Source organism: Enterobacter sp. JJBC, assembly GCF_036936505.1.
Taxonomy (GTDB): Bacteria; Pseudomonadota; Gammaproteobacteria; order Enterobacterales; family Enterobacteriaceae; genus Enterobacter; species Enterobacter hormaechei_C.
The window spans coordinates 4,700,753-4,714,004 of the sequence record NZ_CP136935.1; the positions used below are offsets into that span (position 1 = coordinate 4,700,753).

General features: G+C 57.2%; 10 protein-coding genes. 4 read left to right on the forward strand and 6 right to left on the reverse strand.

Going from position 1 to position 13,252, the window contains the following annotated elements; translation table 11 throughout:
* The first annotated feature begins 11 nt into the window (after positions 1–11).
* Together fsa and RY075_RS22570 are read left to right on the forward strand one after the other, a co-directional pair.
* Complete coding sequence (gene fsa, locus RY075_RS22565) at positions 12–674, forward strand: fructose-6-phosphate aldolase (protein WP_109949075.1); 663 nt, start codon at positions 12–14, stop codon at positions 672–674.
* 12 nt (positions 675–686) lie between these two features.
* A complete protein-coding gene (locus RY075_RS22570; RefSeq protein ID WP_109949076.1) occupies positions 687–1,790 on the forward strand; it encodes a glycerol dehydrogenase in 1,104 nt (367 codons plus the stop codon).
* A gap of 92 nt (positions 1,791–1,882) precedes the next feature.
* Here RY075_RS22570 and katG read toward each other — a convergent pair whose 3' ends face one another.
* From katG to metB, 4 genes are all read right to left on the reverse strand, one after another.
* On the reverse strand, positions 1,883–4,063 hold the full coding sequence (gene katG / locus RY075_RS22575) for a catalase/peroxidase HPI (protein WP_003862046.1): 2,181 nt from the start codon (positions 4,061–4,063) through the stop codon (positions 1,883–1,885).
* A 144-nt stretch (positions 4,064–4,207) separates the two neighbouring features.
* Complete coding sequence (gene metF, locus RY075_RS22580) at positions 4,208–5,098, reverse strand: methylenetetrahydrofolate reductase (protein WP_338627970.1); 891 nt, start codon at positions 5,096–5,098, stop codon at positions 4,208–4,210.
* Positions 5,099–5,324: 226 nt separating this feature from the next.
* Positions 5,325–7,757: a bifunctional aspartate kinase/homoserine dehydrogenase II gene (locus tag RY075_RS22585; RefSeq protein WP_003862044.1), complete on the reverse strand. Its 2,433-nt coding sequence runs from the start codon at positions 7,755–7,757 to the stop codon at positions 5,325–5,327.
* Positions 7,758–7,759: 2 nt separating this feature from the next.
* Positions 7,760–8,920, reverse strand: a complete 1,161-nt coding sequence (gene metB, locus RY075_RS22590; protein WP_003862043.1) for a cystathionine gamma-synthase — start codon at positions 8,918–8,920, stop codon at positions 7,760–7,762.
* Positions 8,921–9,195: 275 nt separating this feature from the next.
* On the opposite strand from metB, the gene metJ reads away from it, so the two are divergent.
* A complete protein-coding gene (metJ, locus tag RY075_RS22595) occupies positions 9,196–9,513 on the forward strand; it encodes a met regulon transcriptional regulator MetJ (RefSeq protein WP_003862042.1) in 318 nt (105 codons plus the stop codon).
* 42 nt (positions 9,514–9,555) lie between these two features.
* Here the strand turns inward: metJ and RY075_RS22600 are convergent, their stop codons facing one another.
* Positions 9,556–10,236, reverse strand: coding sequence for an oligogalacturonate-specific porin KdgM family protein (locus tag RY075_RS22600; RefSeq protein WP_032608106.1), 681 nt, complete (start codon positions 10,234–10,236; stop codon positions 9,556–9,558).
* A gap of 321 nt (positions 10,237–10,557) precedes the next feature.
* Positions 10,558–10,770, reverse strand: a complete 213-nt coding sequence (gene rpmE / locus RY075_RS22605) for a 50S ribosomal protein L31 (RefSeq protein ID WP_003862040.1) — start codon at positions 10,768–10,770, stop codon at positions 10,558–10,560.
* A gap of 200 nt (positions 10,771–10,970) precedes the next feature.
* Here rpmE and priA point away from each other — a divergent pair, with 200 nt between their 5' ends.
* The gene (gene priA, locus RY075_RS22610; protein WP_232967681.1) at positions 10,971–13,166 is read left to right on the forward strand and encodes a primosomal protein N'; all 2,196 of its coding nucleotides are present in this window, start codon (positions 10,971–10,973) and stop codon (positions 13,164–13,166) included.
* Positions 13,167–13,252 lie beyond the last annotated feature (86 nt).

Below are 13,252 nucleotides of genomic sequence, written 5' to 3' on the forward strand. Positions count from 1 at the left end.
GAGGAAGAGTGATGGAACTGTATCTGGATACCGCCAACGTGGCGGAAGTTGAACGCCTTGCACGCATCTTCCCCATCGCGGGCGTCACCACCAACCCAAGCATCATTGCCGCCAGCCGTGAATCCATCTGGGACGTGCTGCCGCGCCTGCAAAAAGCCATTGGGCCGGAAGGCATGCTGTTTGCTCAAACCATGAGCCGCGATGCCGAAGAAATGGTGGCGGAAGCAAAACGGCTGAACAATGCCCTGCCGGACATCGTGGTAAAAATTCCCGTCACTGCACAGGGGCTCATCGCGATTAAGGCGCTGAAGAAAGAGGGAATTACCACGCTGGGCACCGCCGTTTACAGCGCCGCTCAGGGTTTACTGGCCGCGCTGGCAGGCGCGAAATACGTTGCGCCGTACGTCAACCGCGTCGACGCACAGGGCGGCGACGGTATTGGCATGGTACAGGAGCTGCAGTCCCTGCTGGAACTGCATGCGCCGGAAAGCATGGTGCTGGCTGCCAGCTTTAAAACGCCGCGCCAGGCGCTGGATTGCCTGTTGGCAGGATGTGAGGCAATCACGCTTCCCTTAGACGTAGCGCAACAAATGCTCGACACACCAGCGGTAGAGTCAGCCATAGAGAAGTTCAAGCAGGACTGGAAAAACGCGTTTGGTAACCTCAACCTCTAAGGGAGAACTGTTATGGACCGTATTATTCAATCGCCGGGGAAATACATCCAGGGTGCAGATGTTCTTACTCGCCTCGGCGACTACCTGAAGCCGCTGGCGAATCGCTGGCTGGTGGTGGGCGATAAATTTGTGCTGGGTTTTGCTGAAGAAACCCTGCGTCAGAGTTTTAAAAAATCCGGACTCCATGCCGAAATCGCACCGTTTGGTGGCGAATGTTCGCAAAATGAAATCGATCGCCTGAAAAAGCTGGCCGACAGCGCCGACTGCCTGGCGGTGCTGGGTATCGGTGGCGGAAAAACGCTGGATACCGCCAAAGCGCTGGCGCACTTTATGGACGTGCCGGTGGCTATTGCCCCGACCATTGCCTCCACCGATGCGCCGTGCAGCGCCCTCTCCGTGATTTATACCGACAGCGGTGAGTTCGATCGCTACCTGATGCTGCCGCACAACCCGAACATGGTGATTGTCGATACCAAAGTGGTGGCAGGCGCACCTGCGCGCCTGCTGGCCGCCGGGATTGGCGATGCACTGGCAACCTGGTTTGAAGCGCGCGCCTGTTCGCGCAGCGGCGCCACGACCATGGCGGGTGGCAAGTGCACGCAGGCAGCGTTAGCGCTGGCAGAGCTGTGCTACAACACGCTGGTTGAAGAGGGCGAGAAAGCGATGCTGGCGGCAGAGCAGCACGTGGTCACACCGGCGCTGGAACGCATTATCGAAGCCAACACCTATCTCAGCGGGGTGGGCTTTGAAAGCGGCGGGCTGGCGGCGGCGCATGCCATTCACAACGGCATGACGGCGGTGCCGGATGCGCATCATTTTTACCATGGTGAAAAAGTCGCGTTCGGCACGCTGACACAGCTGGTGCTGGAAAATGCGCCGGTAGAAGAAATTGAGACCGTCGCCGCGCTTTGCCACAGCGTTGGGCTGCCGATCACCCTGGCGCAGCTGAACATCAAAGAGGATATTCCGGCCAAAATGCGGCTGATCGCGGAAGCGTCCTGCGCCGAAGGTGAAACCATTCACAACATGCCTGGCGGCGTCACGCCGGATCAGGTCTATGCGGCGCTGCTGGTGGCCGACCAGTATGGACAGCGATTCTTGCAGGAGTGGGAGTAACGAAAAAAGCCGGGTGGCGCTGCGCTTACCCGGCCTACATGGCACTTTAATTTGTAGGCCGGGTAAGGCGTAGCCGCCACCCGGCACATGGGTTACTTCACGTCAAACCGGTCCAAATCCATCACTCGCGCCCACGCGGCAACAAAATCACGGACGAACTTCTCGTGTGCATCACTGCTGGCGTAAACTTCGGCCAGCGCACGCAGGACGGCGTTTGAACCGAAGACCAGATCGGCGCGGGTGGCGGTGTATTTCACTTCCCCGCTGGCGCGATCGCTACCGGCAAACAGCTCGTTTGAGTCATCGGTCGCTTTCCACTGGGTGTTCATATCCAGCAGATTAACGAAGAAGTCGTTGCTCAGCACGCCCTCGCGGTTGGTAAACACGCCATTCTTGCTGCCATCGAAGTTTGCACCCAGTACGCGCAGACCGCCGATTAGCACCGTCAGTTCCGGCGCGGTCAGGGTCAGCTGCTGGGCTTTGTCGATCAGCAGCGACTCGGTGGTGGACACATCCACCTGCGCACGGTAGTTGCGGAAACCGTCGGCAACCGGTTCGAGCAGGTTAAACATCTCGATGTCCGTCTGGTCCTGACGCGCATCTACGCGGCCTGGGGTAAACGGTACGTTGACGTAAACGCCTGCCGCTTTCGCCGCCTGCTCAACGCCCACAACACCTGCCAGCACGATGATATCGGCCAGTGAGGCTTTATTAGTGGTGCGCTGAATAGCTTCCAGAGCCGGTAACGCCCGTACCGCCGCGGCGTTCACATCCCAGTCGCGCTGAGGCGCCAGCGCCAGACGCGCGCCGTTAGCGCCGCCACGCTTGTCGCCGCCGCGGAAGGTCGATGCCGACGCCCAGGCCACGGAAACCAGCTCGCTCACGGAGAGACCAGAGGCCGCGATTTCCGCTTTCAGGCTTTCAATATCTTCCTGCGTCGGATGGAACACCGGCTGAGGCAGCGGATCCTGCCAAATCAAATCTTCTTTCGGCACTTCCGGGCCAATGTACCGCGCTTTTGGCCCCATATCGCGATGGGTCAGCTTGAACCACGCGCGCGCAAAGGCTTCGTTGAAGGCCTGCGGATCGTTCAGGAAGCGACGGGAAATTTTCTCGAATTCCGGATCAAAACGCAGCGTCAGGTCGGTGACCAGCATGGTTGGCTTGCGTTTTTTCGACGGGTCAAACGGGTCAGGCATAATTTCTGGCGCATCCACGGCTTCAAACTGAATGGCGCCCGCCGGGCTACGCGTCTGCACCCATTCGTATTTGAACAGGTTCTCGAAGAAGTAGTTGCTCCACTGGGTCGGGGTTTGAGACCAGATAACTTCCAGCCCGGAGGTGATGGCGTCAGCGCCAATACCGGTGCCGTGCGTGCTGGCCCAGCCCAGACCCTGCGCTTCAATCGGCGACGCTTCCGGGTCAGTGCCCACATGCGTGGCTTCGCCTGCGCCGTGCGTTTTACCGAGCGTATGGCCGCCTGCAATCAGCGCGACGGTCTCTTCGTCGTTCATGCCCATATTGCCAAAGGTAGCGCGGATCGCCGCCGCCGCAGACAGCGGTTCACCGCTGGCGTTTGGCCCTTCCGGGTTAACGTAAATCAGGCCCATTTCAGTGGCCGCAAGCGGGCGCTTCGCCAGCGCTTCCGGGTCACGGTGGGTCAGCCAGGCTTTTTCATCGCCCCAGTTCACATCCAGATCCGGTTCCCAGACGTCTTCACGCCCGGCACCGAAACCAAAAGTGCGGAAGCCGGAGTTCTCCAGCGCCACGTTACCCGCGAGGATAAACAGGTCGGCCCAGGAGATTTTTTGTCCGTATTTTTGCTTAACTGGCCACAGCAGACGGCGAGCCTTATCCAGGCTGACGTTATCAGGCCAGGAGTTCAGCGGCGCAAAACGTTGCTGGCCGCGCCCCGCGCCGCCGCGACCGTCAACGGAGCGATAGGTACCCGCACCGTGCCAGGCCATACGAATAAACAGGCCCGCATAGCTTCCCCAGTCGGCAGGCCACCACGGTTGTGAGTCGGTTAAAAGGGCTTTGAGATCGCCCTTAAGGGCGGAATAGTCGAGCTTGCTGAATTCTTTGCGGTAGTCGAAGTCTTCACCCAGCGGGTTCGAACGGTTGGAATGTTGGTTTAGAAGATCGATGCGGAGTTGTTTAGGCCACCAATCTTTGCTGCCGGTACCTGCACCCGCGCTGTGATCGACGCCGCCCTGGTGGAACGGACATTTGCCGGCGGATGCCGCGTTATTGGTCTCGTCTGACATGCTCATCGCTATGCTCCCTTTACAGTGTTACCGTTACGATATACACCACTAGCGATAAGAGATAGTTGAATTAATCCACAGATTCGATAGCTAATACCTTTTAACTCTCTGTTCGATTAAAAAGCCCTCGTTTTATGAGGGCTTTTTACTTTACAGCGCCGGGCGAACACCGAGCGTATGGCAAATGGCATAGCTCATTTCCGCGCGATTCAGGGTATAGAAATGGAAATCTTTCACCCCTTCGCGGCTTAAAATCTTCACCATGTCCATCGCGATATTGGCCCCCACCAGCTTGCGGGTTTCCGGGTCGTCGTCCAGCCCTTCATACATTTTGGACATCCACAGCGGAATGCGCACGTTGGTCATATCCGCGAATTTCTTCGCCTGTTTGAAGTTCGAGACCGGCAGAATACCAGGGATGATTTCGACATCAATACCTGCCGAGACGCAGCGGTCACGAAAGCGCAGGTAGCTTTCAACGTCAAAGAAGAACTGAGTAATCGCACGGTTAGCACCAGCCTCCACTTTACGCTTCAGGTTGAGCAGATCCGCCTGGGCACTTTTGGCTTCCGGGTGAACTTCAGGGTAGGCGGCCACGGAGATATCAAAGTCGGCAACGTCTTTCAGCAGGCCGATCAGATCGGCGGCAAACATCTCTGGCTTACCGCTGCCTGGCGGGAGGTCGCCGCGCAGGGCCACAATGTGGCGAATGCCGTTATTCCAGTAGTCCTGGGCAATGGCGCGCAGTTCATCACGGGTGGCGTCGATACAGGTCAGGTGCGGCGCCGCTTCCAGACCGGTTCGGTCTTTAATGCCCTTAATGATGCTGTGCGTGCGGTCACGCTCACCGGAGTTGGCGCCGTAGGTCACGGAGACGAACTTCGGCTTGAGGCTGCTCAGGCGATCGATAGAGCTCCACAGGGTTTGCTCCATTTCACTGGTGCACGGCGGGAAAAATTCAAAAGAGACGTTAATCTGGCCGTTTACTTCGGCCAGGCTCTGGTTCAGTGCTTCCCGCTGGTTGGCGTGAAAAAAGCTCATACCCTACCCCTATCAATCGCGTGTCATTGTCTGTTGTGTTGTGAACTTCTATACGTTTAGACGTCCAGATGTAAAAATGACGGAAAAGCGGGATGACGTCAACAGAAATAATCAACATTAACGGTGAGGTTTGTTCAGGGAAGATGAAGGGCATTCATGATGGGGGTGAGTGCGGTCTGATACCCTCACCCCGACCCTCTCCCACAGGGAGAGGGAAATGCAGACGTTACAGCAGCTTAGCCAGACGATTAATGTCGGACTGAATGGCTCCGGCGGTGACATCGCGTCCCGCGCCCGGGCCACGGATCACCAGCGGGTTATCGCGGTACCAGCGGCTTTCGATGGCGAAGACGTTGTCGCATGGCAGGAGCGCCGCCAGCGGATGTTCAGGACGCACCGCCTCCACGCCCACGCGCGCTTTACCGTTCGCCTCGAAGCGCGCCACGTAACGCAGCACCAGCCCCATCTCGTTAGCCGCTTCCAGACGTTGCACCATCTGCTCGTTCAGCTCGTCGCCGTTCTCGAAGAAGTGATCGACGGACCCTTCCTCGCAGCCCGCAGGCACCAGCGACTCAACGCGTACCTGACCCGGCTCAATGTCGTAGCCGGCTTCACGCGCCAGGATCACCAGCTTGCGCATCACGTCTTTACCGGCAAGGTCAACGCGCGGATCCGGCTCGGTTAAACCCTGCTGCCACGCCTGATCCACCAGGTCGGTGAACGGCACGGTGCCGTCAAATTGCAGGAACAGCCAGGAGAGCGTGCCGGAGAAGATCCCGCTCAGCGCCAGAATGCTGTCGCCGCTTTCAATCAGATCGCGCACGGTATGGTTAACCGGCAGACCTGCGCCAACGGTGGCGTTATACAGCCAGTGACGACCCGTTTTTTCGAACGCGTCGTGGATCTGGCGATATTTATCAGTGCTGCTCGCGCCCGCCAGCTTGTTGGCGCTGATGACGTGGAACCCGTGGCTGGCGAAATCCAGATACTGATCGGCCAGCTGCTCGCTGGCGGTCACATCCAGCACTACCAGATCGTCATACGGGTGCGCACGCATCCACAGGAACAGCGACTCTTCATCTTGCTCGACGGCTTCATCATTAAAGAAGGCCAGCGCGCGGCTGGCATCCAGCCCTTCGTAGTTCAGCAGGCTGCGGCGGCTGTCCACCACGCCTGCGAGAATGAATTCGAACCCGGTACGCGCCGAGAGCGTGACCTGTTCGCGGGCGAACAGCTCCAGCCAGCGGGAACCGATGTTGCCTTTACCAAACAGCACCAGGCCGATGCGTTTTTCCGCACGGAACAGGGAGGTATGCAGGCCCTGAATCAGGCTTTCGGTTGGCCCTTTACGCAGAACGGCAACCAGGCTGATGCCCTCTTCTGATTGCCAGGTGAACTCCACCGGCTGGCCTTTCAGCTGCTGCCAGAAGCGGTGGCAGTGGAGCGGGTTACGGGTGACGCCCGCGCCCACCATCGCCACCAGCGCCAGCCCCTGACGCAGGCGAAGCTCGCCCGGCAGGCCCGCTTCATCCAGAATTTTCAGGGCGCTGTCCACCACTTCGGCGGTATAGCAGAACTGCAACAGCTGGCGATCGTTATGCACGCCAACGGCCAGCGGACGCACCTGAGCACGTTTCAGGATGGTGTCGATATCTTTGTGCGCCAGTTTGAAATCCTGGCCCGCAGGCACCTGGAACTCAATCAGGCAGATGTCATCGTGGCTGGTGACAATGCGCGCGCCCGTACCGGATGCCAGCACGCGCTCGATGCGGGTGGAACCCTGATCCGGCGTGTAGCTACAGCGTAGTTGCAGGTCGATGTCGCTGCCGGAAACCGGCTGTAGCGTGCGCGCGTGCAGCACCGGGGCCGCCAGACGCGCCAGCTCGCTCGCTTCGTCGAGACGCAGCAGCGGCAGCAGGCAGGCATCTTTCACTTTGCGCGGGTCCGCGCTGTACACACCGGCCACGTCGCTCCAGATGGTGACGCGGGACACGCCCGCCAGGGCACCAATCTGTGTTGCCGAGTAGTCAGAGCCGTTACGGCCCAGCAGAACGGTTTCGCCGGCATTGCTGCGGCTGATAAAGCCGGTGACGACAATACGTTTACCGGGATGTTGCACCAGCAGCTGTTGCAGCAGTGGGTAGGACAACCCTTCGTCCACCTGCGGCTGCGCGGCACGTTCGGCACGCAGGAAATCACGCGCGTCGAGCCAGGCGGCTTCCACACCCAGGTGTTGCAGCACGGCGGCCATCAGGCGCGCAGACCACACTTCACCGTGGCCAACCACTTCGGCATACACCGCATCGGTAATGCCGCTGTCCAGCAGAGCGGCCAGACGCTCAAGGTCGTGCGTAAAAGCGCTAATCAGCCCGTCCGCCACGTCAGCAGGCAGCAAACCGGCAATCAGTTCGCTCTGGTAACGACGTAAGGACTGTTGCACCTGATGCGCAGAGAGGCGATCGGTCTGGCTCAGTTTCAGCCAGCTAATCAACTGGTTGGTGGTGCTGCCTGCCGCAGAGACAACCATCATGTCCCCCGGCTGTGAATACTCGGTCATGATCCCTGCGACACGCAGGTAACATTTCACATCAGCAAGACTACTACCACCAAACTTGTGCAGCTGACGACCCTTCGCCCCTGCCTGCGCTATCACACTCATGATTACCCCTTGGCTGCGACCCGGAAGCCATTTTCCAGATCGGCAATTAAATCTTCAGAATCTTCAATACCGGTCGAGATACGCAGCAGCGTCTCGGAAATCCCGGCGGCGGCACGTGCTTCGGGTGCCATACCTGCGTGCGTCATAGTTGCGGCGTGGGAGATCAAGCTTTCTACTCCCCCTAAGGATTCCGCCAGCGTAAACAATGACAATCCGCTCAGGAAGCGACGCAGCGTTTGCTCGTCACCGTCCAGTTCAAAACTTAACATCGCGCCAAATCCTTTCTGTTGGCGCGCGGCAATCTCGTGCCCCTGGTTTTCCGGCAGCGACGGGTGATAAAGCTTTTTCACCAGCGGCTGGTTTTTCAGGAAATCCACGATCGCCTGGGCATTACGCTGCGCCACGTCCATACGCGGTGATAGCGTGCGAATACCGCGCAGCAGCAAATAGCTGTCGAACGCGCCCGCGGTGACGCCAATGTTATTGGCCCACCATGCCAGTTCGGTGACAACGTCGGGATCTTTGGCAATCACCACGCCCGCCACCACGTCAGAATGGCCGTTCAGATATTTCGTGCATGAATGCAACACCAGATCGGCACCCAGTGCCAGTGGGTTCTGAAGGGCCGGACTGAGGAACGTATTATCCACTACACTTATCGCTCCCGCATCCCTTGCGAGCTGACAAATTTTCGCAATATCGACTACGCGCAACAATGGATTGCTTGGACTTTCCACCAGAACCAGCTTCGGCTGCTCGGCAAGCGCCTGTTTCAGCGCCTGTTCGTCGTTTTGATCGACAAACAGCACACGGTAGCAGCCACGTTTCGCCAGGCTATCAAACAGACGATAGCTGCCGCCGTAACAGTCGTGTGGCGCCACCAGCAGATCGCCAGGTTTCAGGAACACTGTGGTTACCAGGTGAATGGCAGACATGCCGGTATTGGTTAATACCGCCCCTGCGCCGCCTTCCAGTTCCGCCAGCGCGCGCTGGGTGACGTCGCGCGTAGGATTGCCGCGACGCGAGTAGTCATGCGCGCGAGGTTCATTAAATCCGGTGAAATTATAGGTACTGGAGAGATGAATTGGCGGGACAACGCAGCCGTACTGCTCGTCATCATTCAATCCGCTACGCACTGCGATGGTGGCCTGTTTACGCGTCATGGTGAGGCTTCCTGGCGAATGAGGTGAAAAGTCAGGCACCAGAGTAAACATTGAAAGTATGGACGTCAATACATCTGGACATCTAAACTTCTTTGCGTATAGATTGAGCAATGCGCAAATAGCCGTTAAAATTATATGCTTTAGGACACGCTACAGCGGCAATATCCGTGCCTCGGTATCGTCTCTACGGTAAACTACGCAAGATTACGGTTCAAAACTGATGGTTACGGGTTTTGCACCTTTAGATTAATGACTGAGAGGATTAAAGGTATCTCATGGCTGAATGGAGCGGCGAATATATCAGCCCATACGCTGAGCACGGTAAGAAGAGTGAGCAAGTCAAGAAAATCACGGTGTCCATTCCTCTGAAGGTGTTGAAGATCCTCACCGATGAACGTACGCGTCGTCAGGTGAACAACCTGCGTCACGCCACTAACAGCGAACTGCTGTGCGAAGCGTTCCTGCATGCGTTTACCGGCCAACCGTTGCCGAACGATGACGATCTGCGTAAAGAACGCAGTGACGAAATCCCGGAAGAGGCGAAGGTGATCATGCGTGAACTGGGTATCGACCCGGAGACCTGGGAATACTAACAGCGATGCGGTCCCGCTGAGGGTGCTCAGCGGGATGGTTTCTCAGAAGTTGTAACCTAAGCCGACACGCAGACGCGTTTGTCGGTCGTCAGTGGTAGCAGTGTTATAGCCGGAAGAGACATTACCCACCTCCACGAATGGCACCCACGAATCGATGTTATACGCCACGCGGAAGTTATATTCGTAATCCTCTTTTTTGTTGTTATACAGATCTTCGTTGTCGGCGAATTTATAAATTCCGTTCAGCTCAAACATCCAGTTATCAATATTATATCCCAGCCACATTTCCGGGCGATATACCAGTCTGTCATCTTTACCGTCTGCATTACGGCGGGTATATTCGGTACGATAACGGAACGCCGTCCACCAGCTGTCATTAATATTATACTGTACGCGTAAATAGGGTTTATAAATAGCCATGTCGTCACCCATTTCAACCGCGACACCCGGCTGCCAGATAAATCCCTGCCAGGTAAACTGGTAGCTGGCAGTATATTCGTTGCTGTTACTCTCCATATTATTGAGCGCATCATTAGATTGCTTTTCGTCTGAGCGTGAGACGGCCTCTACGGCCACACCAAAGCCCGTCCCGAAACGGTGTGACATGTACACACGGTCATAGTTACGTCCATCGTCGTAATACTCGTGTCGGTAATCAACATATCCCGCCTGCGCCGCGCACGATAGTAATGGAAGCACGAATAAAAGTTGCTTCAGTTTCATCCTTTTTCCCTCAAAGTAAATACACCCTGAAAGCCATCGCTGTTGAAATGGCAAATAAGAATTTATGTCGAGCGCAGTGTAATTTTACACCCAGAGGGAAACCTTTTATTTATTGCCATATCCGGCAATAAAATGGCAAACAGGCCAAGAATACAGAGATAAAGCTCACTATCCGTATAAATAGGAATATATTAAGACACGGTGATTATTTTTCGGAAAAATTAAAATATATATTTGAAGAGAAAATATAAATACAGAATTAATTCAGGAGAGATATTACAGGCACAAAAAAACCGCCCGGAGGCGGTTTCTTCTGGATGCTTATTTAGCGCCCGGGATGCTGAAACGCTTGTTGAAGCGGTCAACACGGCCACCGGTTGCAACATCACGCTGCTTACCAGTGTAGAACGGGTGGCATTTGCCGCACACGTCCAGGTTCAGATCGTGACCCACGGTAGAGCGGATCTGGATAGAGTTACCGCAAGAGCAGTTTGCAGTAATCATTTCGTATTTCGGGTGAATATCTTTTTTCATGGGAGAACCTCAGTTAAGGCCGCGTCGCTCTTCCAGCCCTAACGCCAGACACCACGCGATGTTGAATGTAAGTTCTTTGGCGTAAAATACACCAAAGGCGGCGAATCATACAGAATTTGACCAACGTATGCAAACTGATCCGCACGCCGCTTTCACTAATGTGTATACTAACGCGCCACTTTTCAAGTCAGGAAGATTCGATGCCCGTCGCTCACGTTGCCCTGCCCGTTCCGCTTCCCCGCACCTTTGACTACCTGCTGCCCGACAGCATGAGCGCCAAAGCGGGCTGTCGCGTGACCGTGCCGTTTGGCAAACAGCAGCGCGTGGGGATCGTGGTGTCCGTCAGTAATAAAAGCGAACTGCCGCTAAACGAGCTGAAATCGGTTGTTGAGGTGCTGGACAGCGAGCCGGTTTACTCCACCAGCACCTGGCGACTGCTGCTGTGGGCGGCAGATTATTATCATCATCCGATTGGCGACGTCCTGTTCCATGCCCTGCCCATTATGCTGCGCCAGGGTAAGAGCGCCAGCCACGCGCCAATGTGGTACTGGTTTGCCACCGAGCAGGGCCAGGCGGTGGACATTAACAGCCTGAAGCGCTCGCAAAAACAGCAGCAGGCATTGGCCGCGCTGCGCCAGGGAAAAATCTGGCGCCATCAGGTCGACGAGCTTGAGGTAAGCGAAACCGCGTTGCAGGCATTAAGGAAGAAAGGGCTGAGCGAGCTGGCCAGTGAAGCACCTGCCCTTCACGACTGGCGCGACGGCTTTTCCGTCTCGGGCGATCGTCTGCGTCTGAATACCGAGCAGGCCACCGCCGTAGGCGCGATTCACAGCGCTGCCGATCGTTTTTCCGCCTGGCTGCTGGCGGGCGTCACCGGCTCCGGTAAAACCGAAGTGTATCTGAGCGTGCTGGAAAACGTGCTCGCGCAGGGCAAACAGGCGCTGGTGATGGTGCCGGAAATCGGCCTGACGCCGCAAACCATCGCGCGTTTCCGTGAACGTTTTAATGCGCCCGTTGAGGTTCTGCACTCCGGCCTGAACGACAGCGAGCGCCTCAGCGCCTGGCTGAAAGCGAAAAACGGCGAAGCGGCGATTGTGATCGGCACCCGTTCATCGCTGTTTACGCCGTTTAAAAATCTCGGCGTTATCGTGATCGATGAAGAGCATGACAGCTCCTATAAACAGCAGGAAGGCTGGCGCTATCACGCCCGCGACTTAGCCGTGTACCGCGCCCACAGCGAGCAAATCCCCATTATTCTCGGGTCTGCCACCCCCGCGCTTGAAACGCTGCACAACGTTCGCCAGCGTAAATACCACATGCTGCGCCTGACGCGCCGCGCGGGAAATGCCCGCCCGGCCATTCAGCATGTGCTGGATCTGAAAGGTCAGCAGGTGCAGGCCGGGTTAGCGCCTGCGCTGATTAGCCGCATGCGTCAGCATTTGCAGGCGGGCAACCAGGTGATCCTGTTCCTGAACCGCCGCGGCTTTGCGCCTGCGCTGCTGTGCCACGACTGCGGCTGGATCGCGGAGTGCCCGCGCTGCGATCACTACTACACCTTCCACCAGGCTCAGCGCCATTTGCGCTGCCACCACTGCGACAGCCAGCGTCCGGTCCCCCGTCAGTGCCCGTCCTGCGGCTCAACGCACATCGTGCCGGTCGGTCTGGGAACGGAACAGCTTGAACAGGCGCTCGCGCCCTTCTTCCCGGATGTGCCCATCTCCCGTATCGACAGGGATACCACCAGCCGTAAAGGGGCGCTTGAGCAGCAACTGGCGGAAGTACATCGTGGCGGCGCGCGTATCCTGATTGGTACTCAGATGCTGGCGAAAGGGCACCACTTCCCGGACGTGACGCTGGTCGCCCTGCTGGACGTCGACGGCGCGCTGTTCTCCGCGGATTTTCGCTCCGCCGAGCGTTTCGCCCAGCTTTATACCCAGGTTGCCGGTCGCGCTGGTCGAGCGGGTAAGCAGGGCGAGGTGGTGCTGCAAACGCACCACCCTGAACATCCGCTGCTGCAAACCCTGCTGCACAAAGGCTATGACGCCTTCGCGGACCAGGCGCTGGCCGAACGTCAGACGATGCAGCTTCCCCCGTGGACCAGCCACGTTATCATCCGTGCGGAAGACCATAATAACCAGCAGGCGCCGCTGTTCCTGCAACAGCTGAGAAACCTCCTGCAAGCCAGCCCGCTGGTGGATAATCAGCTGTGGATTTTAGGCCCGGTACCCGCGCTCGCCCCGAAACGCGGCGGCCGTTTCCGCTGGCAACTCTTACTTCAGCACCCCTCGCGTATCCGTTTACAGCAGATCGTCAGCGGCACGCTGGCGCTGATCACTACCCTGCCGGAAGCGCGAAAAGTGAAGTGGGTTCTGGACGTCGATCCGATTGAAGGCTGAAGACGGATCGAAAAATTTAATGCGCCTCACACTTTTTATGAAAATTCTGTAACCGATTCCATTAACTATCTGTAAAAATGGTGCGG